23 protein-coding genes are annotated in these 21,658 nt (G+C 69.7%); 5 read left to right on the plus strand and 18 right to left on the minus strand.

Annotated features, from left to right (window positions below):
* Positions 1-7: 7 nt before the first annotated feature.
* Both ACSVC7_RS02540 and argB read right to left on the minus strand, forming a co-directional pair.
* Complete coding sequence (locus ACSVC7_RS02540) at positions 8-307, minus strand: hypothetical protein (protein WP_448202743.1); 300 nt, start codon at positions 305-307, stop codon at positions 8-10.
* A 22-nt stretch (positions 308-329) separates the two neighbouring features.
* The gene (argB, locus tag ACSVC7_RS02545) at positions 330-1,229 is read right to left on the minus strand and encodes an acetylglutamate kinase (RefSeq protein WP_448202832.1); all 900 of its coding nucleotides are present in this window, start codon (positions 1,227-1,229) and stop codon (positions 330-332) included.
* 152 nt (positions 1,230-1,381) lie between these two features.
* Between argB and ACSVC7_RS02550 the strand changes: the two genes are divergently transcribed.
* The gene (locus ACSVC7_RS02550; RefSeq protein WP_448202742.1) at positions 1,382-1,543 is read left to right on the plus strand and encodes a hypothetical protein; all 162 of its coding nucleotides are present in this window, start codon (positions 1,382-1,384) and stop codon (positions 1,541-1,543) included.
* Positions 1,544-1,568: 25 nt separating this feature from the next.
* On the opposite strand, the gene ACSVC7_RS02555 is transcribed toward ACSVC7_RS02550, so the two are convergent.
* The 10 genes from ACSVC7_RS02555 to ACSVC7_RS02600 form a co-directional block, all read right to left on the minus strand.
* Positions 1,569-2,813 (minus strand): cation:proton antiporter domain-containing protein, encoded by a 1,245-nt coding sequence (locus ACSVC7_RS02555; protein ID WP_448202741.1) that lies wholly within the window; start codon positions 2,811-2,813, stop codon positions 1,569-1,571.
* Positions 2,814-2,822: 9 nt separating this feature from the next.
* The gene (gene yihA, locus ACSVC7_RS02560) at positions 2,823-3,485 is read right to left on the minus strand and encodes a ribosome biogenesis GTP-binding protein YihA/YsxC (RefSeq protein WP_448202740.1); all 663 of its coding nucleotides are present in this window, start codon (positions 3,483-3,485) and stop codon (positions 2,823-2,825) included.
* Between the two features lie 260 nt (positions 3,486-3,745).
* A complete protein-coding gene (gene yidC, locus ACSVC7_RS02565) occupies positions 3,746-5,482 on the minus strand; it encodes a membrane protein insertase YidC (protein ID WP_448202738.1) in 1,737 nt (578 codons plus the stop codon).
* Between the two features lie 53 nt (positions 5,483-5,535).
* Entirely contained in the window at positions 5,536-5,832 is a 297-nt protein-coding gene (gene yidD / locus ACSVC7_RS02570) for a membrane protein insertion efficiency factor YidD (RefSeq protein WP_448202737.1), read from the minus strand.
* Positions 5,829-6,257, minus strand: a complete 429-nt coding sequence (gene rnpA, locus ACSVC7_RS02575) for a ribonuclease P protein component (RefSeq protein ID WP_448202736.1) — start codon at positions 6,255-6,257, stop codon at positions 5,829-5,831. The genes yidD and rnpA overlap by 4 nt, the downstream gene beginning before the upstream one ends.
* Positions 6,258-6,263: 6 nt before the next feature.
* Positions 6,264-6,398 carry a 50S ribosomal protein L34 gene (gene rpmH / locus ACSVC7_RS02580; protein ID WP_448202735.1) on the minus strand — a complete coding sequence of 45 codons (135 nt, stop codon included), beginning with the start codon at positions 6,396-6,398 and terminating at the stop codon, positions 6,264-6,266.
* 162 nt (positions 6,399-6,560) lie between these two features.
* Positions 6,561-7,505 carry a glycosyltransferase family 2 protein gene (locus ACSVC7_RS02585; RefSeq protein WP_448202734.1) on the minus strand — a complete coding sequence of 315 codons (945 nt, stop codon included), beginning with the start codon at positions 7,503-7,505 and terminating at the stop codon, positions 6,561-6,563.
* A complete protein-coding gene (locus ACSVC7_RS02590; protein ID WP_448202733.1) occupies positions 7,505-8,512 on the minus strand; it encodes a glycosyltransferase in 1,008 nt (335 codons plus the stop codon). The genes ACSVC7_RS02585 and ACSVC7_RS02590 overlap by 1 nt, the downstream gene beginning before the upstream one ends.
* A 70-nt stretch (positions 8,513-8,582) precedes the next feature.
* Positions 8,583-9,758: an alginate O-acetyltransferase AlgX-related protein gene (locus tag ACSVC7_RS02595; RefSeq protein ID WP_448202732.1), complete on the minus strand. Its 1,176-nt coding sequence runs from the start codon at positions 9,756-9,758 to the stop codon at positions 8,583-8,585.
* Between the two features lie 27 nt (positions 9,759-9,785).
* Entirely contained in the window at positions 9,786-11,168 is a 1,383-nt protein-coding gene (locus ACSVC7_RS02600; protein WP_448202731.1) for a hypothetical protein, read from the minus strand.
* 304 nt (positions 11,169-11,472) lie between these two features.
* Between ACSVC7_RS02600 and ACSVC7_RS02605 the strand changes: the two genes are divergently transcribed.
* From ACSVC7_RS02605 to ACSVC7_RS02620, 4 genes are all read left to right on the plus strand, one after another.
* Positions 11,473-13,410: a right-handed parallel beta-helix repeat-containing protein gene (locus ACSVC7_RS02605; protein ID WP_448202730.1), complete on the plus strand. Its 1,938-nt coding sequence runs from the start codon at positions 11,473-11,475 to the stop codon at positions 13,408-13,410.
* 5 nt (positions 13,411-13,415) lie between these two features.
* Positions 13,416-14,012, plus strand: a complete 597-nt coding sequence (locus ACSVC7_RS02610; protein ID WP_448202729.1) for a demethoxyubiquinone hydroxylase family protein — start codon at positions 13,416-13,418, stop codon at positions 14,010-14,012.
* Between the two features lie 72 nt (positions 14,013-14,084).
* A complete protein-coding gene (locus tag ACSVC7_RS02615; protein WP_448202728.1) occupies positions 14,085-14,774 on the plus strand; it encodes a lysozyme inhibitor LprI family protein in 690 nt (229 codons plus the stop codon).
* A gap of 48 nt (positions 14,775-14,822) precedes the next feature.
* Entirely contained in the window at positions 14,823-15,071 is a 249-nt protein-coding gene (locus ACSVC7_RS02620) for a hypothetical protein (RefSeq protein ID WP_448202727.1), read from the plus strand.
* Between the two features lie 10 nt (positions 15,072-15,081).
* Here the strand turns inward: ACSVC7_RS02620 and ACSVC7_RS02625 are convergent, their stop codons facing one another.
* The 6 genes from ACSVC7_RS02625 to ACSVC7_RS02650 all read right to left on the minus strand — a co-directional run bounded on the left by ACSVC7_RS02625 (position 15,082) and on the right by ACSVC7_RS02650 (position 21,388).
* The gene (locus tag ACSVC7_RS02625) at positions 15,082-15,648 is read right to left on the minus strand and encodes a hypothetical protein (protein WP_448202726.1); all 567 of its coding nucleotides are present in this window, start codon (positions 15,646-15,648) and stop codon (positions 15,082-15,084) included.
* A 146-nt stretch (positions 15,649-15,794) separates the two neighbouring features.
* Positions 15,795-16,931, minus strand: a complete 1,137-nt coding sequence (locus tag ACSVC7_RS02630; protein ID WP_448202725.1) for a glycosyltransferase family 4 protein — start codon at positions 16,929-16,931, stop codon at positions 15,795-15,797.
* Entirely contained in the window at positions 16,931-18,142 is a 1,212-nt protein-coding gene (locus ACSVC7_RS02635; protein WP_448202724.1) for a glycosyltransferase family 4 protein, read from the minus strand. The genes ACSVC7_RS02630 and ACSVC7_RS02635 overlap by 1 nt, the downstream gene beginning before the upstream one ends.
* Positions 18,139-19,401: a glycosyltransferase family 4 protein gene (locus ACSVC7_RS02640; protein WP_448202723.1), complete on the minus strand. Its 1,263-nt coding sequence runs from the start codon at positions 19,399-19,401 to the stop codon at positions 18,139-18,141. Before ACSVC7_RS02640 ends, ACSVC7_RS02635 begins: the two co-directional genes overlap by 4 nt.
* A 4-nt stretch (positions 19,402-19,405) precedes the next feature.
* Positions 19,406-20,371, minus strand: a complete 966-nt coding sequence (locus tag ACSVC7_RS02645; protein ID WP_448202722.1) for a GDP-L-fucose synthase family protein — start codon at positions 20,369-20,371, stop codon at positions 19,406-19,408.
* 24 nt (positions 20,372-20,395) lie between these two features.
* The gene (locus ACSVC7_RS02650) at positions 20,396-21,388 is read right to left on the minus strand and encodes an NAD-dependent epimerase/dehydratase family protein (protein WP_448202721.1); all 993 of its coding nucleotides are present in this window, start codon (positions 21,386-21,388) and stop codon (positions 20,396-20,398) included.
* Positions 21,389-21,658: the final 270 nt, after the last annotated feature.

Consider the following 21,658-nt stretch of genomic DNA (forward strand, 5'->3'; position numbering starts at 1 on the left):
GATGGGGTCAGACGATGCGGCCGATGCGGCGCGGCTTCGGAGGGGGCGCCGGTTCCGCCTGCGCCTTGGCATCCTCACCCAGGTCGAGGGCGGCGCCTTCCTTGCGCAGCTCGTCTTCGAGCTTGCGGCGGAAGGCGCCGCCGTCCTTCTTCGCGTCCAGGAAATGGCCGACGGCCTCCTTGGCGGAGTCGCGGTCGTAGGGGACCTTGCCGAAGACCGACAGCTTGGCGCGCTCCAGCAGCTTCGGGTCCATCCGTTCGCGGATGGCCTGCATCTGGCGGAGGATGTCCTTGCGGACGTCGGACATGGGCCGGTCCCCTTTCTGAACGTTACTCGCGGCCGATCAGCGTGCCGGCCCCGCCTTCGGTGAAGATCTCCAGCAGCAGCGCGTGGGGCACCCGGCCGTCCAGGATGACGGCGGCGTCCACGCCCTGCTCGACGGCGTCGATGCAGGTCTCGATCTTCGGGATCATGCCGCCGGTCGCGGTTCCGTCGGCGATGGCCTCGCGCGCCTGGTCCAGCGACATGCGCGGCACCAGCTGCTTGTTCTTGTCCAGCACGCCGGCCACGTCGGTCAGCAGGAAGAAGCGCGTGGCGCCCAGCGCGGAGGCGACGGCGCCGGCCGCGGTGTCGGCGTTGATGTTGTAGGTGTCGCCCTGGCGGTCGAAGCCGATGGGGGCGATGACCGGGATGATGTCCGACTGGGTCAGCGAATTGATGATCGCCGGGTTCACCTGATACGGCTCGCCCACGAAGCCCAGGTCCAGCACCTTCTCGATGTTGCTGTCCGGGTCGCGCTGGGTGCGGCGCAGCTTGCGCGCGGTGATCAGGCTGCCGTCCTTGCCCGACAGGCCGACGGCGCGGCCGCCGGCGTTGTTGATGGCGGCGACGATCTGCTTGTTGATGGAGCCGGCCAGCACCATCTCCACCACCTCGACCGTCTCCTTGTCGGTGACGCGCAGGCCGTCGATGAAGCTGGACTTGATCGCCAGCCGCTGCAGCATCTGCCCGATCTGCGGGCCGCCGCCGTGCACCACCACGGGGTTGATGCCGACCTGCTTCAGCAGGACGATGTCGCGCGCGAACATCTCCGCCAGGCTGTCGTCACCCATGGCGTGGCCGCCGTACTTGATGACGAAGGTGCGCCCGGCGTAGCGGCGCATGTAGGGCAGGGCTTCGGACAGGGTGCGGGCCTTGGCGAGCCACTCGTCGCGGGTCGTGTTCTGCACGGGAATGCCGTTCGTCGGGGTGGACAGTTCAGCGGACTCTTTAACGGAAAGCACAGGGGGTGCCTAGTGGGCTTTTTCAGGCCGGGAACCCTCCGTGCGCCGCTCGGTTCCCAGGATTTTGCAGGAAGATTTTGCGGGAACAGGACAAAGCCATGAACGATCGCATCATGCCGACGCCGCGCAGCCCCTTCACCGAGGCCCACAAGGCCGAGCTGGAAGAGAATGCGCGGAAGATCGAGGAAGGGAAGGGAACGGTCAATCCGCGCCGGGACAAGGGCGGGGATGAGGCGGAGGAGGGAGGCGGGACGAAGTAAAGGGCCGCTCCCTCAGGCTACTCCCTCAGGCAACCCGCAGCTGCGCGACCCGCCCAACCAGCAGCGTCATCGGCTGGGTCAGCGCCGTGGCGGTCACCGCCATCAGCACCATCGCGGAGAAGCAGGCGCCCGACAGCACGCCGGCTTCCAGCAGGATGGTCAGCACGATGACCTCCATCAGCCCCTTGCAGGGCATCAGCGTGCCGAGCCGCCACGCGTCGGCCCAGCTTTCGCCGGACATCCGGGCGGGCAGGGCGGTGCCCAGCATCTTGCCCGCCAGCGTCGTGGCCGTCGCCAGCGCGAAGACCCACCATTGCGCGGCGGCCGTCAGGTCCAGGGTCACCTTCAGCCCGGTCAGGGTGAAGAAGAAGGGCAGCAGGATCAGCGTGGCGAAATGCTCCAGCCGGTCCAGGATGGCCGCGGCCAGCCGCCGGGGCATGACCGTGCCGGCGACGAAGGCGCCCAGGATGTAGTGCAGCCCGATCAGCTCCGTCACCGCGGCGGAGCCCAGCAGCGCCGCGCAGGTGACCACCACGGCGGTGTCGCCGATGCGGCCATCCGGGGCGATGCGCTCCAGCAGGCGGGTCAGCAGGGGGCGGGCGAACAGCTCCGTGGCGCCGAGATAGGCGAAGCCCAGGATGGCGACCTGCGCCACGCCGTCGAGGCTGCCGTCGTTGCCCCCCGCCGCCCAGGCCAGCACGCCGGTGATCAGCACCCACAGCAGCGCGTCGTTCACAGCCGCGTAGCCCAGCGCCAGTCGGCCCACCCGCTGCTCCAGCAGGCCCATCTCGCGCAGGATGGCGCCCAGCACGGGCAGGGCGGTCACGCCGACGCAGATGCCGAAGCCGGCGGCGAACAGCGCGGGGTCGGCCTTCGGTCCGGCCATGGCCGGGAAGGCCCCGACGATCCACAGGCCGAGCGCGCCGCCCATCAGGGTCGGCACGATCATGCTCGACAGGCTGACGCCGACGAAGGCCGCCCCGCGCCCGCGCAGCTCCGCCACGTCGAGGTGCAGCCCGGTCAGGAAAGCGAAGAACACCACCGCCAGCAGCGCCAGCCCCGACAGGGGCGCCAGCGAGGCCGGGGCGAACAGCGCCCCCCACAGCTCCGGCGCCACGCGCCCCAGCAGCGAGGGGCCGAGCGCGATCCCGAACAGGATCTGGATGACCACCATCGGGGCGACGTGCTTCAGCCCGGTCAGCCGCCACAGCAGGAACGGCCCGGCGATCAGCAGGATCGCCTGGATCAGGAAAAGAAGGACCGGGCTCACCTCACCGCCCTACTCGGCGGCGAGCGCGGCGAGGCTGGCGCGCAGCTCCGCGATGCCCAGGCCCTTTTCGGAGCTGGTGACGTGCACCTCCGGGAAGGCGGCGGGGTGCTTCTTCAGGCCGAGCGCGGTGCGCTTCAGCACGTCGTCCAACTCCTTGGCCTTGATTTTGTCGGCCTTGGTGAGCACGACGACGTAGGGCACCGCCGCCTTGTCGAGCATGGTCATGATCTCGTCGTCGTTCGGCTTGAGGCCGTGGCGCGAATCGATCAGCACCAGCGCCCGGCGCAGCGTGACGCGGCCCTTCAGGAAGCGCCGGACCATGTCGTTCCAGGCCTCGACCTTCTCCTTCGATTCCTTGGCGTAGCCGTAGCCCGGCATGTCCACCAGCTTCAGCCGGTTGCCCAGGTTGAAGAAGTTGAGCTGCTGCGTGCGCCCCGGCGTGTTGGAGGTGCGGGCCAGCGTCTTGCGCCCGGTCAGCGCGTTGACGAGGCTGGACTTGCCGACGTTGGAGCGCCCGGCAAAAGCGACCTCCGGCAGGTCGGCCTCCGGCAGCTGGTTCAGCTCCTGGGCGCCCCAGACGAAGTCGCATTCCTTGGCGAACAGAAGCCGCCCCGCTTCCAGGGCCTCCTCGTTGAAGCCGGACGTCACGCTGGGGGTGTTGGAAGAGGTCATGGGGGAGCTTTCACTGGCGCTGCATTTTGTTTCCGTCATCCCCGCGAAGGCGGGGATCCAGAAAACGGTGCACAAAGGTGCTCGTACGGCCTGGATCCCCGCCTTCGCGGGGATGACGCAGAAAAGTGGTCGCCGGTTCGCATTTGCATTTCATGTGGAACGCGGACGATTCGACCGGCCCAAAACATAACCGCCGGCCAGCGCCCGTCAAGGGAGGCTCTGGCCGGCGGTCGATGCCACTCAACTCACGGATTTAAGGGTCAGGTCGCCTTGACCCCGTCCTGCCGCATGATGATCGTCTGCTGGATGATCGACAGCGTGTTGTTCCAGGCCCAGTAGATCACCAAGCCGGCCGGGAAGCTGGCGAGCATGAAGGTGAAGACGATGGGCAGGAACTGGAACACCTTCTGCTGGACCGGGTCCGGCGGTGCCGGGTTCAGCTTCTGCTGGAAGTACATGGTGATGCCCATGATGATCGGCCACAGGCCCAGCATCAGCATCTGCGGCGGGTTCCAGGGGATCAGACCGAACAGGTTGAAGATGGTGGTCGGGTCGGGCGCGGACAGGTCGTGGATCCAGCCGAAGAAGGGCGCGTGCCGCATCTCGATGGTCACGAACAGCACCTTGTAGAGCGAGAAGAACACCGGGATCTGGATCAGGATCGGCAGGCAGCCCGACACGGGGGAGACTTTCTCGCGCTTGTACAGCGCCATCATCTCCTGGTTCAGGCGGACCTTGTCGTCGCCGAAGCGCTCCCGCATCTCCTGCATCTTGGGCTGCAGCTTCTTCATCTTGGCCATCGCGTGATACGACTTGTTGGCCAGCGGGAAGAAGGCCGCCTTCACGATCACCGTGAAGACCAGGATGGCGATGCCGAAGTTGCCGAACAGGCGGCCCAGCAGGTCCAGCGCGTAGAAGAACGGCTTGGTCAGGAAGTAGAACCAGCCGAAGTCGATCGCGAGGTCGAAGTTGGTGATGCCCAGCTTGTCGGAATACTCGTCCAGCAGGCGGACCTGCTTGGCGCCGGCGAACAGGCGGTTGGTCTGCTCGACGGTGGCGCCGGGGGCGACCTCGACGGCCTGGCCCAGCGTGTCGACCTGATAGCGGTCGGTGGCGCCGGCCGCGGTGTAGAGGAAGCGGGCGGTCAGCTCCTCCTTCTGGTCCGGAACCAGCGAGACCAGCCAGTACTTGTCGGTGATGCCGATCCAGCCGCCCGTGGTCGGGGCGGAAATGGGGGCGCTCGCCTTCTTCAGCTCGTCGTACTTGTGCTCGTTCAGCTTGCCGTTGAAGACGCCGAGCGGGCCTTCATGCAGGATGTAGTAGCCCGACGTGTGCGGCGTGCCGGCGCGGCTGACGAGGCTGTAGGGCAGCAGGCGGACCGGGGCGGAACCGGTGTTGCGCACCTTCTGCGTGACCGTGAACATGAAGTTCTTGTCCACGGCGATGGTGCGTTCGAACACCAGGCCCTTGCCGTTGTCCCAGGTCAGGGTCAGCGGCTTGTCCGGCGACAGGGTCTGGCCGGCGGCGGTCCACTTGGTGTCGGCGCCCGGCACCGGCTGGGACTTGTCCTCCGGCACCCAGCCGAACTCCGCATAGTAGGCGTCGTGCGTGCCGGCCGGGGCCAGCAGCACGATCTCCGGGCTCTTCGGGTCGGTGGTCTCGTGGTAGTCGGCCAGCGTCAGGTCGTCGATCCGCGCGCCGATCAGGTTGACCGAGCCGTGCAGGGCCGGCGTGTCGATCTTGACGCGGGTCCCGGCGGCCAGCTGTTCGGCCAGCACGGCGGCGCGGTCCTTGACCGTCTCGGCCGGTGCGGCGCCGGGAGCCGTCGCCGGCGCGGTTCCGGGCGCCGAGGGCACGACCGGCTGTTCCGTCTGGGCGGCCTGCTGCGCAGCCTGCTTCTGCTGCTGCACCCGTGGCCCCTCGTAAAAATACTGGAAGCCCAGGAGGATGGCGATCGACAAGGCGATCGCGAGGATGAGGTTGCGTTGGTCGGTCATGGCATCCCGGTTGCCGTTGGCCTTGCTTTCATAAGGGCGGCCGAACGCCGGCCTCAGGGCCGGCTTGAAAACGTGTGTCGATGCGCCGCTTCGGCCGGCCCGTGCGAACAGCAGCGGTCAGCCTTTCCCGGTTCGGGGACGGGGTCGTACCCCCACCCGCCCCAGGGATGGCAACGCAGGAGCCTCCGGATGGTCAGCCAGCTGCCCCGGATCGCCCCGTGCTTAGATAGCGCCTCTAGGGCGTAGTTGGAACAGGTCGGTTGAAATCGGCAGTGCCACCCGACGAAGGGCGACAGAGTCCATTGGTAGCCGACGACGAGCGCACGCAGAAAAAGAGCAAGCGGGCTCATGCGCCGGCCCCCCTCTCGGTGGTTCCGCCGTCTGGCCCGCCTGAAGGCGCGTCGCGCCAAAGGCCGAGGCGTTTCAGCGCCGCGGCCAGATCGCCCAACAACTCCGTCCACGGCCTCTCGGCCGTGTCGGCGCGCGCCACCAGCACGAAATCGTGACCGGGGGCCGCGTGGGCGGGAAGGATCTGGCGGGCCGCCTCGCGCAGGCGGCGGCGGGCGCGATTGCGCACCACCGCATTGCCCACCTTGCGGCTCGCCGTCAGGCCAAGACGAATCGGCGGCTCGCCAGGGGCGGGCCGCTGCCGTTCGTCATGTCGGCGCACCTGCAGGATCAGGCCGGGAGCAACGTGCTTTCGCCGTGTACCGGCCACGGCCAGGAACTCCGGCCGCCGCTTCAGGCGCCCGACCCCGCGGTCCGGCGCCGCCATCGTGTCTTAGGCGCTCAGGACCTTGCGGCCCTTGGAACGGCGGCGGGCAATCACCTTGCGGCCACCGACAGTCGCCATACGGGCGCGGAAGCCATGCCGGCGCTTGCGCACGATCTTGCTGGGCTGGTACGTGCGTTTCACGGCACCTTACTCCTCGATCTCAGGGCAAAAAATGAGCCCCGCTGTATAGAGAGGTCGCCCCCCGGAGTCAATCACGCGCTGACCCCCGGCCCAATTATTCCCGACGGGCAAGCAACCCAAGAGGCGTAGGTTGGGTTGAGCGCCCGCGAAACCCAACACCCGTCACCTTGCGAGCGATGTTGGGTTGCGCTGGCGCTTAACCCAACCTACGGGGGTTTCCTCCGTCGCCCGCCCAGGCGCGGCCGTTTCGGCCAGGCGCTGCCAGCGGCGGTAGGCGTCGGCGCTCACCGGGGCGCGGTGCTTGAGGCCGATCCGCAGGATCTCCGGCAGGGCCAGCAGCACCTTCGCGTCGGTCAGGCGCGGGCCGTGGCGCAGGTTCTTCCAGCTGTTGCCGATCCAGCTCCGCAGGAAACGCCAGGGCAGCATCCCGGCCGGGCAGCGGGCGACCTCGCGGATCAGGTCGTTGCGGTGGTTGTAGAAGCGCTCCAGCCCCGGCTTGCGGCCCTTCTCGCTCTTGTCGTGGAAAACCATCACGTCCGGCAGCGCCACCACCCGGTAGCCGGCGCCGAGCAGCCGCAGGCAGCGGTCCTTCTCCTCCCCCTGGCGGTACAGCTCCGGCATGTAGAGGCCGACCTGCGCCACGGCGCTGCGCCGCAGCAGGTGGCCGCAGCCGACGTACCAGGGCGCGTCGAAGGGGGCGGCGTTCCGGGGGAAATAGACCAGCCCGTCGCGCGTCTCGATGTTGCAGGCGACCGCCGCCACGTCCGGGAGCGCCTCCAGGAAAGCGACGGCGCGGGCGAGCCCGTCCGGCTCGGTGAACCAGGAATCGTCGTCCACCGACAGGACATAGTCGCCGGACGTGTTCACGAAGCCGAAGTTGCGGGCGTAGATCAGCCCGGCGTTGTGCGGCAGGCGGACGTAGCGGACGGTCGGGAACTCCCCCCGGACCATCGCGTCCGTCCCATCGGTGGAGCCGTCGTCCACCACCAGGATTTCCGCGACCGCATGGCTCTGCGCCAGCAGCCGGGCCAGCGCGGTGCGCAGCTCCGGCGCGCGGTTGAAGGTGGCGATGACGGCGCTGACGGCCGCCTTTTCGCTTGGCGCCATCACGCGACCTCGCTGGAGGAGGATGCGCGCGGCCGCTCCGGCAGGGGCAGGGGGGTGGGGGGGCGCTTCAGTTCCTCCGGGTACTCGTCGCGCAGGCCGGCCAGATAGCTTTCCAGGAAGACGGACAGCCCCTTGAAGTCGCGGTTCAGCAGATAGAAGGCGGTGTATTTGGCGATCATGCGCGGGATCACCGCCGCCTTCTCGTAATTGGCGTGGATGTAGCCCATGTTGCGGAAGAAATGCGGCGCCCGGTCGGCGCGCATCGTCTCAACGGTGCCGAGTCGCCCGCCCAGCAGCGTGTGCTGCGTCCGCGTCATGGCCGGATGGACGTGCAGGGCGCGCACGGCGGTGCCGCAGGTCAGCCCGGCGCGGCGGGCGCGCAGCATGAACTCGTACTCGTCGCCCCAGATGAACATCTCGCGCTTCACGTTGCCGATCCGCTCGAACACGGTGCGGCCGATCAGCGTGCCGTTGAACAGGGCGATGTAGTCCGGTACCACGCCGTCCCCATTTCCGGCCCTCGCCTTGGCGATCAGGGCGTCGGGGCTGCGCACGCCGCCCATGGGAAAGGCCAGGGTGGAGCGGTCCTCCGCCGCCAGCACCATGGGTCCGACCATGTCCAGCCGGTGCCGCTCCGCCTGGGCCAGCAGCTCGGCCAGCGCGCCCGGCTGCGGGATGCCGTCGTCGTCGGTGCTCCAGATCCAGCGGTGGCCGAGCGCCAGCGCCGTTTCGAAGGCCGTGTGATAGGCGCCGGCCGAACCGCAGTTGACCTGCCGCACCACGACCAGCAGGTCGCCCAGCTCCTCCTTCTGCGCGGCCAGCCACTCCGGCGTGCCGTCGCTGGAGCCGCTGTCCACCACCACGATCCGGTCCGGCCGCGGCTCCTGCGCGCGGATGGCCGCCAGGCAGGTGGGCAGCAGCGGCAGCCGGTTGTGGGTGACGACGATCGCCGCGACGTCGGATGCGACCTTCGCCGCCGGACCCGCCGTGGGGGTGTTTTGAGCCATGGCCGAGCGGTCCTCGCTTTCAATGCTGCCCTCAAATGGGGTGAGCCTGAGGGGGTGAGTCAGTGGGTGGTCAGTCCGTCTGGACTTGAAAAGGGACGCAGTCGTGGTAGGCCCCCTTGCACGGAAGTGTGGCGACGCTCGGCGACTCGGTGGAGGGGGACAGGACGCCCATCCGCGCCAGCGTGGCGGTGACGGCGCGCGCGGCGTAGAGGTGCCCCTCCGCCCCCCAGCGGCTGTCGTTCGGCTTGTAGAGGTCGGCCACGCCGCCCGCCGCCAGCGCCTTCAGCCCGGAGGCGAGGGGGGCGACGTGCAGCGCCGGGTCGCCGGCCAGCACCTCCTCCACCGCGGAACGCACGGTCGGCGCGTTCAGCAGGAAGTCGGCGTAGACCGTGCCCTTGTCGGGCGCCACCATCAGCAGGAAACGCGTCGTCCCGTTGGCCTCCACCGTCGCCTGGAGCTTGCGCAGGGTCCGGAGCCGGTCCTCCAGCAGCTTGCGGTCGGCGCGCCAGGGCAGGAAGTCGTCGGCCCGGAACAGCGAGGTCGTGGCGGCGGCGGAGCTGAACAGGCCCGCATAGACCAGCGTCCGTTCCTGGACCGGCGTGTCGCGCAGGTTCAGCAGCGTGCGCGGCACCGCCTTCACCAGAAGCTCCAGGGCGTGGCCGACCGGGGGCGCGGTCCAGGCCCGCGCGCGGGTGCGCGTCCAGGGCTGTGGCCGGACGCCCAGCGGTCGCACCGCCAGCGGAGCGGCCGCCGGGGTGGCGACGGCCGGCCGCAGCAGGCTTTCCACCAGCGGCCGGTCGGTGGTGCGGGCCGGCAGGTCGCGCTCCGCCGTCTCGAAGATCAGCACGCGCGGCGGCCGTTCCCGGAAGTCGGCGGAGGTCAGGTAGCGGGCCACCGGCGTCTCGTCGAGGTGCAGCACGCCGACCGTCAGGCCGGTCATGTTGCGCAGGTGGTCGGTCCAGTAATGGCCGTAGGGCGTGCGGTGGTCCCCCGGGTCGGGGCGGGAGAAGCCGTCGCCGATCACCACCACGTCGTAGGCCGTGCCCGGCTTTGCCGCCTCGGCCAGCGCCGGGACGAAGATCGCCTGCGGCGCCGACGGGCCGAACCGGTTCTCCGGATAGCCGCCCAGGCGGGTCAGGTCCCCGTCGGGCGGATCCAGCGCCAGGGCGAGCGGCAGCACCACCGCCGCGACGAGCGCGCAGGCCCGCAGGACGAGGCCGTCGAGCCTCCGGAACCCTGTCCTCATCCCAGCCTCACCAGATCTCCGCCTCACTCACGGGCGCCCGGCCGGCAGGCGGAAAATCGACCGCTCGGCGTCCTCGCCGATGCGGATCCAGACGCGCAGGGCCTTGGTCAGCGCGATCCACAGCAGGATCGGCAGCAAGGAGAAGAAGCCGAACTTGACGATCGTGATGTTCCCGTCGCGGAACCACTGCAGCGACAGCGGGACGAAGGCGCAGTAGAACAGGACGGCGTAGCGGTTCAGGCAGCCCTTCTCCCAAAACCAGCGGTGCAGCCGGCCCAGGATCAGCCCGACGACCACCATCGTGACGATCATCGCGATCCACCCGCCGCTCATCCAGCCGTCGCCGGCCAGCGAGGTGGTCAGGTTCGAGAAATTGCCGAAGTCGTGCAGCGACACCCACTTGACCGGCGCGCCGATGGGCTTGTCCGGCCACAGCACGCGCGGGATCGGCTCGGTGAAGAGCTGCAGGTACTGGGTGAACCAGGTGTAGGTCCCCGACTGCCCCGGCACCGCCCACAGGATGAAGGCCAGAAAGTCGAAGTTCGCGATGTCCTGGTTCGACACGCTGTCGACGAAGCTGTTGTTGCCGCCCTGGAACATGCGGAAGATGTGGAAGGAGCTCTCGTCGCCGGACAGCACCGCGCGCAGGAAGTCGCGGTTGTTGCCCAGCGTGTGGAACAGCAGCAGCACCGGCAGACCGGCGGCGACCTGCCACCAGCGGAACCACTTGGCCCGCGTGTGGTAGAGCACCAGCAGCACCATGCCCAGCACGCCCATGATGATCGCCCAGCGCCCCCAGCCGAGATAGGCGCGGTAGCTGACGAAGGCGATGAAGGGAATGAAGGACAGCGGGTGGAAGCGGCTGACCCAGATGATGCCCAGCGTCAGCGGCAGGCCCATGGAGTGGGCCTCGGCGATGTAGCCCGTGGTGTTGACGTAGACCGGCTGGCCGGTCAGGGGGTCGCGCTCCATCTGCACATCGCCGACGCCGCCGAAGTCCGCGCCCTCCTGCCGCAGGATGGCCGAATAGACCGCCAGCGGCGCCAGCGCGATGAAGCTCAGCGCGAAGGCGACGATGTCCAGCCGGTCGAAGGTGAAGTCCGGCCGGTTCGTCAGGTCCGGCTTCGCCCGGCCGGCGTATCCGCAGGCGATGGCGAAGGCGATCAGCGCCACCGAACTGACGGTCAGCGCCTTCACGAACTCCTGCGCGCTCGGCCAGTAGCCCATGAACAGCCAGGCGTTGTCGATGCCGAAGCCATGCACCAGCAGCGGGCGGATGACGAAGACCAGCGTGTGGAAGATCAGGTAGTAGGTCAGCGGGTGGAACATCGACGCGGTGCCGCTGATCAGGAAAACCACGGCAACCAGGGCCAACACCAGCACCTGTGCGATCAACGCCGTTTCGATCATGCCGGGCTCCGCCTCGCTCGTGACAGCACACCCCTCCCGCCGGACGGCGGGACGGGGTGGTCCGGTCGAAGCAACGCGGCGCACACAGGTCGGGGTCCGATTCCCCGATGGGCGCAGACGGCGAGCGCATCCCGAAACCGGACTATCACCACCGCGCCGTCAAGCGCTCACTTGTCGCTAGACCGGGGGATGGGGGTGGCGGGAAAGGGACAGGGGAGCACCGCGAAAAGGTGGCACCTCCTCCGCGCTTTTGCCTCGGACGGCTGCGGCGGCCAGTTTCGCTCCTGTGCGAAACGGAGGTGATATGACGCGCCTGTTCGGTGGGCTTCTCGCGCTGCTCCTCATTCTGGGTGTGACCGGCGGGACATGGGCGGCGGAGCCCGCGATCCATGTCTCCCCCCAGGGCAACGACCACTGGTCGGGCCGTCCCGCCGATCCCGCCCCGGACGGGAAGGACGGTCCCGTCGCCACGCTGGCCCACGCCGTGGCGCTGGCGCGGCAGGCGAAGACGCACCTGATCCTGCTGCGCGGCGGCACCTACCCGCTGACCGAAACCGTCACGCTGGGGCCGGAGGACTCCCGCCTGCGCATCGCCGCCTTCCCCGGCGAGACGCCCGTTTTGTCGGGCGGGGAGCGCGTCACCGGCTTCACGGTGGAGGCGAACGGCATCGTCTCCGCCCCCCTGGCGCGGGAGCCGGGGCTGGACGTGACCGCCGGCGGCGTGCGGCTGCGCGCGGCGCAGAGCGGCGCCTTCGACCCGGACGACCCAATCCGCTCCGGCTGGTTCGTCGCGCAACAGACCAAGGGCGGCGGCGACAAGCGCCAGTTCCGCTTTCCCCCCGGCACGGTGCAGCCGGCCTGGGCGATGCCCGGCGTGCGCGTCCAGGCGCTCGACCGCGAGCGGATGGCCGACGACATCCGGGGGATCGAGCGGATCGACCGGAACGGCACGCTGGTGATGGACCGGGACGGCTGGTACCCGTTCCGCGACGGGACGACCTTCCGCCTGCTCGGCCATCCCGACTTCCTGAAGTTTCCCGGCCAGTTCGCTTGGCGCGCCAAGGACAAACGCCTGCTGATCCGCCCCCACGACCCGGAGAGCTTCGCCCGCAACGGCGAGGCGGCGGTGGCCCGCCTGTCGCCGCTGATCCAGGCGGAGAAGGCCGACGGCATCATCCTCGAAGGGCTGGGCTTCGCCGACGTGCCGTACGACGGCGCTGCGGTCCGCCTGTCGGGCGGGTCGGGGCACCGCGTGGCCGGCAACCGCTTTTCCGCCGTCGGCACGGCGGTGGTCCTGGCCGGCGTGACGGACAGCGAGGTGCGCGGCAACCGCATGGAGCATCTGGGCCGCAGCGGCGTGGACATAAGCCCCGGCAGCAGCGGCAACCGCATCATCGCCAACCGGATCCGCCATGTCGGCGAGGTGAATTTCTACAGCGCCGGGGTCTTCGCGGCGGGGGTGACGCACACGACCATCGCCCACAACGAGGTGGCGCACGCGGCGCGCTACGGCATCTCGCTGAAGAACTGGAACGCCGAGACAAAGAACAGCGACAACGTCGTGGAGTACAACCGCATCTACGACGTCGGCCGGGACACCGCCGACGGCGGCGCCATCGAGATGCTGGGGCGCAGCGACATCGACACGCGCACGGTGATCCGCTTCAACGACATTCGGGGCACCGGCGGCATCGCCACCGACCCGGCCGGTAACTGGCTGGTGCGCTACAAGGGATTCGGCATCTATCTGGACGACCTGACCAACGGGGTGACCGTCCAGGGCAATTTCCTGGAGGACACGGGCTGGGCGGCGGTCTTCATCCACGGCGGCGACAACAACCGGGTGGAGAACAACATCGCCGTGCTGACCGACAGCCGCGACAAGTTCGTGCGCTTCGAATGGGTGCCGAACGCCGGGACGGCGGGCTTCCTGCACAACAACGCCGCGCTGCGCAACATAGTCCACGCCCGTGCGCCGGTGGAGCAGATCATCGCCAGCCTGACCGGCGGGGATTTCCGGCTGGAGAACAACATCCTCGACCGGCCGGGACGCAACGGCCGGCTCCAGGCGGCGCCTTCGGAGAAGGGTGCGCCCCGCTCCTACCAGGGAAGCGGCCTGCCGGACCCCTATTTCGTCGACCCCAACAAGGACGATTTCCGCCTGCGCCCCAACTCGCCGGCCCGCAAAATCGGTTTCGAGGATCTGCCCTGGTCGCGCATCGGACCGGAAGGGGCGAGCTAGACCCCGTGGACGCCTTATCCCCAATCGCCCCGCTCGACGCTCCGCCGTCGGCCACCGCCGGTCTGTCGCCGCCCGGCCTCGACCTCGCCGCCCTGCCGCCCCGGATGCTGCGCGAACTGCGCGCCAGCCATGTGGGCGAGACGGTGGCGGTCCACCTCTACAACGGCGTGGCCGGGGCGGGCGGCGACCGCGCGCTGCGGCGCTTCGCCGCCTCCCACCGCAGCGTCGAGGGGCGGCACCTGCGGCTCTTCGAAGCGATCCTTCCGCCCGGACGCCGAAGCCGGCTGATGGGATTCTGGCGCCTGTCGGGCCGGCTGCTGGGCGGGGTGCCGGCCCGGCTCGGCCCGGCCTACGTCTACGCGGTCGTGGCGGGGGTGGAGGGCTGGGTGGACGGGCATTACGCCCGGCAGATCGCCGTGGCCCGCCGCCTTGCCCCCGATCCGGAGCTGTTGCGGATGCTCGACGCCTGCCGCCTGGACGAGGTGATGCACAGCCGCGACGCCGCCCGCCTGGACCCGGCCCCGCCCTGGACGGCGCGCGCGCTCGCCCGGCTGGCGGTGGGCCTGTCGCGGGTTGGGGTGACGATCGCGCGCTGGGTGTGAGAAATTTCGTTGAACACCGCCAATTGCCAAGGCACGGTTTGCCCCTTTTCGACAAACAGGTTGGGTGTGCGCATGCGCGGCGGTGTGATCCTGGTGCTCTCCCTGGCGGTTTTCCCGTCCCTTTCGCCGGCCAGTGCCCAGGCGGCGAGCTTTCCCTGCGCCAAGGCCTCCACCCCGACCGAGACGGCGGTCTGCGCCAACGCGGGCCTGTCCACGCTCGACGAGCGGCTGTCCGCCGCCTACCGCGACGCCCTCAAGCAGCTGTCGGGCTCTGGCCCGGAAGAGGGTAAGGCCCAGTCTGCCGTCAAGGCCGACCAGAAGGCGTGGCTGGCCGAGCGCAACGCCTGCGGCGCCGACCCCGCCTGCCTGCGGACCGCTTACGAGCGGCGGCTGAAGGTGCTGACCTTCAACCCCGACCCCGGCGCCGCTTCGCCGGCCGACCGCTATGTCGGCGTGTTCGATCACGGGGGCTTCATGGGCATCACGGCCATGGCCCTGCGCAACGGGCAGGTCGCCGTCAGCGTCAGCGGCGCGGAGCCGACAGCCGGGCGGTGGGTGTGCGACTTCTCCGGCCTCGGCCGGCTGGACGATGCCGGCCGGCTGGTCGTCGGCACGCCCAACGCCAACGGCGACGGGCTCATTCTGGAAGCCAAGGGTAAGTCCGGTATCGACATCCCGGACAACGAACCCAACCAAGCGGCCGGGATGAACTGGTGTGGCGCCAACGGCAGCTTCGTGTTCTTCTACCGACGCAAATCGTGACCCGACGCAAATCGTGACGGGGCCTGTCGTCAAAGCGGGAGAATCGGGATGAGCGGTCTGGCTGAACCGTCGATGCGCGGGCGACTGGCGTGTTGGATCAAGACGGCGTCATCGTCCGTCGCCGCCGGGTCCGCCGCCCCCGAGGAGGTGCTCGACGCCCTGCTGGACGTGATGCTGTCCGCCCCGGTCGATTCGCTGATCGTCGAGGCCGGCCGCGGCGAGCTTCCCTCGCGCAGCGGCGAGGAGGCGAAAGCCGTCTTCACCGCGATGATCGAGGCCATCAAGGCTGGCGCCTGAGCCGCCCTGGCTACTTGTTCCGGATTTCCTGGAGCAGAACGCCGAGCATCTGCTTCAGCTCCAGGTGATTGTCGTTGTGGAGCTTGTTGGACGCAGCAAGCTCCGCCTTCAGTTCGAGATAGTGGTCGGTGTGCAGCTTGTCCGAAGCCGCTTGGGCCTTTTCCATGCGTTCGAACCGCTGATCCATGCCTTCGAATCGCTGATCCATGCTTTCGAACCGCTGATCCATGCGTTCGAACCGCTCGTCGATTTTCTCGAACCGCCGATCAATAGCTTCGAACCGTTGATCCACCTTCTCAAAGCCCTGCACCATGTCGGTGCGCAGCCCTTTGACCTCGGTCTCAAGCGAGGTGAGGCGGCGGTCGATGTGACGGCCGAGGTGGTCGATGGCCTCGTTGAACTTGTCCTGGGTCACGTATGCCATGCGAACGGTCCGCTGCTGGGCTGGAACGGGATCGGGCGCCGCGCCCACCTCGCCAGGATGCACCCGATTCCCGTTCGCGTCGATCAACTCTTCATGAATAGCCGCAACAGCCGGACGTGGCGGGTTGCGGTTCGTGGCGTGGGTGGTCTTCATGGAGCGGTCGGGCGGGGAACGCGGCAAGGAAAGCGGCAAGGAACGCGAGTGTATGCGCGCATCATGGCCCAAACGCTGAGGCGCGTCCAGGGCGTGCATCGCGATGCGCGATCAGGCCATGATGTTTTTCACCCTTTCGGAGTCCCTCACCCCACCGCGCGCTTCGGGCGGACGCCCGCCGTCGCGGGTTCGGGCAGGGGGCCGGCGATGCGCTCCAGCACGGCGTCGAAGCCCGCGTGGCTGGCCTCGAACGCCGCGCGTGCCCGCGCGTGGGCCTGTTCGGAGGCCAGCGCCAATGCGTCGCGGTCCTCCGCCCAGCGGCGCAGCGTGGGCAGCACCGCCCGGACGAAGTCCTTGTCCTGCGGGACGAGCCCGGGGCGGGGAATGTCGCTGCCGATGCAGCCGCGCTCATAGGCCAGCACGGGCACCCCGGCGGCCATCGCCTCGAACAGGACCAGCGGCTGGGCTTCGTTGCGGTAGCGGGTGGGGAAGACGAACACGTCGATGTCGCGGTAGAAGTCGGCCTTGGCCTCGCCGTCTACCGGGCCGCGATACTCCACCTCGCCGTCGAAGGCGATCAGCCCCGCCGCCACCAGCGCGTTGTCCATCCGCCCCAGCCCCGGCCCGGCCAGCACCAGCTTGACGTCCACATCCTCCGCCCGCAGCGCGCGCAGCAGCGTGAACAGCGTGTCCAACCCCTTGTCGGCGCACAGGTTCGACAGGTGGCCGATGCGCAAGGGGCCGGGCCGGCGCGCGCGGGGGCGGGGCACTGGCGGGGTGAAGATGGCGTTGGACATGCTCATCGCCGTCCGCGCGGCCGGGTAGAGCGATTGGAAGCGCACCTGCATCGCCGGGCACAGCAGCACATGCATGCAGTCGGGACCGGCCACGCGCGTCAGCAGGCCCATGCGCCAGGTCGGCTTCGTGATGGTGGCGAAGGAATGGTGGTGCAGCGTGCGCTCGTACCCGAACAGCCGCGCCATGCCCGCCAGCGCCGCCGTGTAGAAGATGCCGAGCCCCGAATCGACGGGCATGTAGAAACGGCGGTCGTCGTGCGTCACGCCCGCCGCCAGCCGCAGCCCTGCCAGCAGCACGCGCGCCGCCTTGGTGGCGTGATAGCGCAATCCCCCGCCGTTCCAGCCCGGTGAGAGGTCCGCGACCTCCACGCTGCCGCGCGCGCGCAGCCGGTCGAGCACCAGGGCGGTGACCCGGCTCATCCCGTCGATAGGCGGCGGCAGGCGGCCCGAGACGACGATGTGGGGGGGCGTGCTGCGGTCGGTCATCAACCCTCGCTTTCACGAGCGGACGGCAAGGCGGTCGGCACGGCGTCCTGGGCAATGGGGGCATCCTGCACCGGCCGGGCGCCCAGGCTCCGCAGGGTCTTCTCCACGGCCTCCGCGAAGAAGCCGGCGTCGGCCAGCGCCTGGAAGGGCCGGCCGTTGAGGCTGAGGCGCCGCCACTCCGCCTCGTCGGACGCGACGGAGAGCATGTGGCGGGCCAGCCCCTCCGGGTTGTCGGGTTCGACGATGTGGCCGTTCAGGCCGCTGCGGATCAGCACGTCGCGGGCGCCGCACTGCTCGGACAGGATGGTCGGCACGCCCATCGCCAGCGCCTCGTTCACCACCAGCCCGAACTGCTCCTCCAGCGAGGGCAGCAGCAGGCAGAGGGTGGAGCCCAGCGTCTCCGCGATGCCCTTCTCCTGAAGGAAGCCGCGGAAGACGATGTCGTCCTCCAGTCCGCGCTTCGCCACCTCCGCCCGCAATTCGGCCTCCAGCGGGCCGGAGCCGCAGAGGTGCAGGGGCCGAGCCGCCGGGCCGGCCAGACGCTTGTAGAGGTCGTAGGCCTCCACCGCGCGGAACAGGTTCTTCTTCGGCACGAAGCGGGCGATGATCGTGAAGTGCCGCTGCGCGAAGGGCACGCCGTCCGGCGCCGGAACCATGCCCGACAGCCGCCGGATGCGGTCCAGCGACAGCGTGTCGTAGCCGATGAACAGCCGGTCCTTGGGCAGCCCCAGGAAGCGGTAGTAGTCGACCGTGCGGTGGCTGCCGCCGATGGCCGCCTGATACGGCTTGTAGAGCAGGGCCTTCAGCGCCTCCCGCCACAGCACGCGCGGCTTGTCGTCGAACTTGGAGGCGTTCATGTTGACGACGCGCCGGCCGAGCAGCCGCATCGTCACCGCCAGCGCGAAGACGTCCGGGTCCTCGTAATGGCATAGGAAGACGTGGCTGGCCCTGGCCTTGCGGCATTCGCGCAGCAGCGCGCGGTAGACCTGGAAGGCCGGGATGTCCGCCTTCGACCGGCCGGGGAACAGTGTGATCTTGCGGAAGTTCTGGCCGTTGCCTGTCGAATCCCAGGCGTAGGTGTGCGACTTGGAGCCGACCTCCAGCCCGACCACGTCGTAGAGATGGCCGAGCCTGCGCCCCACCGCCTCCAGCCGGTCCATGTGGTAGGGGCCGAACATCTCCCACGAGAAGATCAAGGCGGGTTTGCTCATGCGGACTCACCGTTCAGAAGCAGCCCGGCGTAGCGCGCCAGCACGGCGCTGCGGCTGGCGTTGGCCTCCACCCAGGCGCGGCCGCGGCGGCCCATGGCGGCGCGGCGGTCGGGAGCGTTCAGCAGGTCGGCCACAGCCCGCGCCATGGCGTCGGGCGCGTCGGGCGGGGTGCTGAGGAAGGCGCCGATCTCCGCCTCCAGCCGGGCGAGCGCGGAGCCGGGAAGGCAGGTGCAGACGAAGGGGCGCCCGGCAGCCAGGATGGTCACGGCCTTGCCGGGCATGGCGAAGGCCGCCCCTTCCGGCCGCTGCGGGACGAGATGCACGTCGCCCTCGGCCAGCCCCTCGGCCAGTTGCTCCTTGGGCATCAGCGGGGCGAATTCCACGTTGGTCAGGCCCATCGCCGTGGCCTGGGCCTTCAGCTCCTCCTCCAGCCCGCCCTGGCCGCGCAGCAGGACGCGGGCGTCGGGACACAGCCCCTTCAGGTGGCCGGCCATCTCCAGCACCTGTTCCAAGCCCTGCTTGCGGGCGAAGGCGCCGCTGTAGAGCACGGTCGGCGGCTGGCCGGCGAGGCGGGGCAGGGGGCGCACGGCGTCGGCGTCCACATGCGGCGGGATCACCGCGACGGGCCGGCGGACGCCGAGGTCGCGCAGCACGTCGCGCATCGGCTCCGACAGCACGACGATGGTGTCGGCGCGGTTCAGCGCGGTGCGCTCCAGCGTCCGGATCGCCTTCAGGGCCGCCCCGCCGCCCATGCCCAGCGCCCCCGCCAGCCCCGACTGGATGTCGTGGACGATGGCGACGTGCCGCCCGCCCGGCGCGCGGAAGCGGTCGGCGACCGCGACGCTGAAGATGGAGGGGCAGAGCGACAGCACGGCCGCGTGCCGGGCCACCCGTCCCCGCGCCCGCGCGGCCAGGAAGCCGCCGTGCAGCACGCCCTCGTGGATCAGGCGGGCCTTCATGCCGCCGCCCTTCGGCGGGATGGTGAACATCCGCTCCACCCGGACGCCCTCCACGGTCAGGCGGTCGCGGCTGCCGTCGGCGTAGCCGTCGTAGACGCGCTGGCCGGGGTAGTTGGGCCGCGCGGTCAGCACCGTCATGTCCGTCCCCGCCGCCGCGAAGGCGGTGGCGAGGTCGGTCATCATCGGCGCGCTGCCGGCGGGTTCGGGCCAGTAGCTCATCGCCACCATCAGCGCGCGCGGCGGCATGGCGAGGGAAGCACCGGGTAAGGCGTTGGGGCGAAGGGCGGCGTCGTCGGGCATCGGGCTACTCCGCCGCACGGGCCGGGGCGGCTGCCGCGGCCGGGGCCGCGTGCTCCAGGAACCACGCGTAGGTGCGGCGCAGGCCTTCCTCCAGCCCGACCTTGGGCCGCCAGCCGGTGGCGGACAGGCGGGACACGTCCATCAGCTTGCGCGGATGCCCGTCGGGCTTGCTCAAGTCTTGCGTCAGCGTCCCGGTGTAGCCGACCACGTCGCGGATCAGCGCGGCCAGATCGGCGATGGCGATGTCCTCGCCGGGGCCGACGTTGACGATCTCCTCGCCGTCGTAATGCCGCATCAGGTGCAGGCAGGCGTCGGCCATGTCGTCCACATAGAGGAACTCGCGCCGCGGCGTGCCGGTGCCCCACAGGGTGACGGTGGGCGCGCCCTCGACCTTGGCGTCGTGCAGGCGGCGGATCAGGCCTGGAATGGCGTGTGAGCCTTCCGGGTCGAAATGGTCGCCGGGGCCGTAGAGGTTCGACGGCATGGCGCAGATGGCGTTGAAGCCGTACTGGCGCCGGTAGGCCTGACACATGGTGATGCCGGCGATCTTGGCGACGGCGTAGGGCTTGTTGGTCGGCTCCAGCGGGCCGGTCAGCAGCGCCTCCTCCCGAAGCGGCTGCTCCGCGAACTTCGGGTAGAGGCAGGAGGAGCCCAGGAACAGCAGCTTCTTCACCCCCGCCCGCCAGGCCGCGTCGATGACGTTGGTCTGGATCAGCAGGTTGTCGCGGATGAAGTCCCCGCCGAAGCGGTCGTTGGCGAGGATGCCCCCGACCTTCGCGGCGGCGAGGAAGACGTGGTCGATCTTCTCCCGGTCGAAGAAGGCGCGCACGGCGGCCTGATCGGTCAGGTCCAGCTCGTCCCGGCCGCGCAGGACCAGATCGTTGTATCCTTCCTCCGCCAGCCGGCGCAGGACGGCCGAGCCGACGAGCCCGCGATGACCCGCCACGAAGATGCGGCTGCTGCGTTCCATGGTGCTTGCTCCCTTCTTCGGCGGCTATTCGGCGGCGCTGGGGATGGCTTGCTCGCGGCTGCGGGCGGCGTACCAGTCCACGACCCCCGGCAGGCCCTCGGCCAGCGGAATGCGCGGTGCGAAGCCGAGCGCCGACAGCCGCGCGATGTCCGGGCTGCGGCGCTGCGTGCCGCCCGGCGCCGGCGGGCCGGCCTGGATCTCCGCCTCGCGGCCGAGCACCGCGACGACCTGCCGGGCGAGGTCGGCGATGGCGACCTCCTCCGGGTTGCCGACGTGATAGATGCCGAGATGCGCCCCACGCTCGATCACCGCGACGATGCCGTCCACCGCGTCGTCGATGTGGACGAAGGCGCGGGTCTGCGTGCCGTCGCCCTGGATCAGGAAGGGCACGGGGCCGCGCGGCGCCAGCTGGATGGCAGCCACGGCGCGGCGCACGAACTCCGGCACCACATGCTCCCACCCCATGTCGGGGCCGTAGACGTTGTGCGGACGGAAGATCGCCACCCGGTCGAAGCCGGTGCGGCCCCAGTTGACGGCCAGCAGCTCCGAAATCAGCTTGGAGCCGCCGTAGCTGTAGCGCGGGTTCAGCACGTCCGGCACGACCAGCGGAATGTCCTCCGGCGTCGGCACCAGCGGCGGGGTCTGGTAGGCTTCCGACGAGGAGGCGAGCACGAGGTCGCCGACCCCTTCCGACCGGCAGGCGTCCAGCACGTTCAGCATGCCGCGCACGCCCACGTCCAGCACCACCTCCGGCTTCTCGTAGAAGTGCTTGGTGCCGTTGACGGCGGCCAGATGCAGCACGCCGTCCACGCCCCGCACGGCCTTGGTCACCGCCGCCGGGTCGCGGATGTCTCCGTTGACGAACTCCACCGCGTCCAGCACGTCGCCCAGCCGGCGCGGGTTGCCGCGGGAGTTGTCGTCCAGAACGCGGACGCGGTGCCCGTCGCGCACCAGCCGGCGGACGAGCGCCGCGCCGATGAATCCGCTGCCACCGGTCACGAGGTAATGTTTCGGCATGAGCCTCCCCTTGGCCAAAAAAAGGACTGCGGCGCCTCTCAAAGCCCTTCTCCCCTTGGCCTTTCGCGCAAACGAAGTTTGCGCTGTCGGCGACAGGCGGCCTGTGGCCGCCGAGAGCGGGGAGAAGGGTTGGGATGAGGGGTCGTTACCGCTCGAAGAGCGGGAAGAAACCGGCCGGCTGCGCCGGCGCCACCCTCACCCCAACCCCTCTCCCCTCAAGGGAGAGGGGCCGACAAAATCTTTCGCTGCGGATCGGCGCACAGCGACGGT

It is taken from the genome of Azospirillum mesophilum (assembly GCF_053470405.2).

What these genes read in the sequence shown, in the direction of transcription:
- ACSVC7_RS02615 (WP_448202728.1), top strand. Translation starts at nt 14,085, where the DNA reads ATGCGCGGCGGTGTGATCCTGGTGCTCTCCCTGGCGGTTTTCCCGTCC.
- ACSVC7_RS02540 (WP_448202743.1), bottom strand. Translation starts at nt 307, where the DNA reads ATGTCCGACGTCCGCAAGGACATCCTCCGCCAGATGCAGGCCATCCGC.
- rnpA (WP_448202736.1), bottom strand. Translation starts at nt 6,257, where the DNA reads ATGGCGGCGCCGGACCGCGGGGTCGGGCGCCTGAAGCGGCGGCCGGAG.
- yidC (WP_448202738.1), bottom strand. Translation starts at nt 5,482, where the DNA reads ATGACCGACCAACGCAACCTCATCCTCGCGATCGCCTTGTCGATCGCC.
- yihA (WP_448202740.1), bottom strand. Translation starts at nt 3,485, where the DNA reads ATGACCTCTTCCAACACCCCCAGCGTGACGTCCGGCTTCAACGAGGAG.
- ACSVC7_RS02600 (WP_448202731.1), bottom strand. Translation starts at nt 11,168, where the DNA reads ATGATCGAAACGGCGTTGATCGCACAGGTGCTGGTGTTGGCCCTGGTT.
- ACSVC7_RS02585 (WP_448202734.1), bottom strand. Translation starts at nt 7,505, where the DNA reads ATGGCGCCAAGCGAAAAGGCGGCCGTCAGCGCCGTCATCGCCACCTTC.
- yidD (WP_448202737.1), bottom strand. Translation starts at nt 5,832, where the DNA reads ATGAGCCCGCTTGCTCTTTTTCTGCGTGCGCTCGTCGTCGGCTACCAA.
- ACSVC7_RS02650 (WP_448202721.1), bottom strand. Translation starts at nt 21,388, where the DNA reads ATGCCGAAACATTACCTCGTGACCGGTGGCAGCGGATTCATCGGCGCG.
- ACSVC7_RS02595 (WP_448202732.1), bottom strand. Translation starts at nt 9,758, where the DNA reads ATGAGGACAGGGTTCCGGAGGCTCGACGGCCTCGTCCTGCGGGCCTGC.
- ACSVC7_RS02645 (WP_448202722.1), bottom strand. Translation starts at nt 20,371, where the DNA reads ATGGAACGCAGCAGCCGCATCTTCGTGGCGGGTCATCGCGGGCTCGTC.
- ACSVC7_RS02550 (WP_448202742.1), top strand. Translation starts at nt 1,382, where the DNA reads ATGAACGATCGCATCATGCCGACGCCGCGCAGCCCCTTCACCGAGGCC.
- ACSVC7_RS02590 (WP_448202733.1), bottom strand. Translation starts at nt 8,512, where the DNA reads ATGGCTCAAAACACCCCCACGGCGGGTCCGGCGGCGAAGGTCGCATCC.
- ACSVC7_RS02640 (WP_448202723.1), bottom strand. Translation starts at nt 19,401, where the DNA reads ATGCCCGACGACGCCGCCCTTCGCCCCAACGCCTTACCCGGTGCTTCC.
- ACSVC7_RS02635 (WP_448202724.1), bottom strand. Translation starts at nt 18,142, where the DNA reads ATGAGCAAACCCGCCTTGATCTTCTCGTGGGAGATGTTCGGCCCCTAC.
- ACSVC7_RS02625 (WP_448202726.1), bottom strand. Translation starts at nt 15,648, where the DNA reads ATGAAGACCACCCACGCCACGAACCGCAACCCGCCACGTCCGGCTGTT.
- ACSVC7_RS02620 (WP_448202727.1), top strand. Translation starts at nt 14,823, where the DNA reads ATGAGCGGTCTGGCTGAACCGTCGATGCGCGGGCGACTGGCGTGTTGG.
- ACSVC7_RS02605 (WP_448202730.1), top strand. Translation starts at nt 11,473, where the DNA reads ATGACGCGCCTGTTCGGTGGGCTTCTCGCGCTGCTCCTCATTCTGGGT.
- ACSVC7_RS02630 (WP_448202725.1), bottom strand. Translation starts at nt 16,931, where the DNA reads ATGACCGACCGCAGCACGCCCCCCCACATCGTCGTCTCGGGCCGCCTG.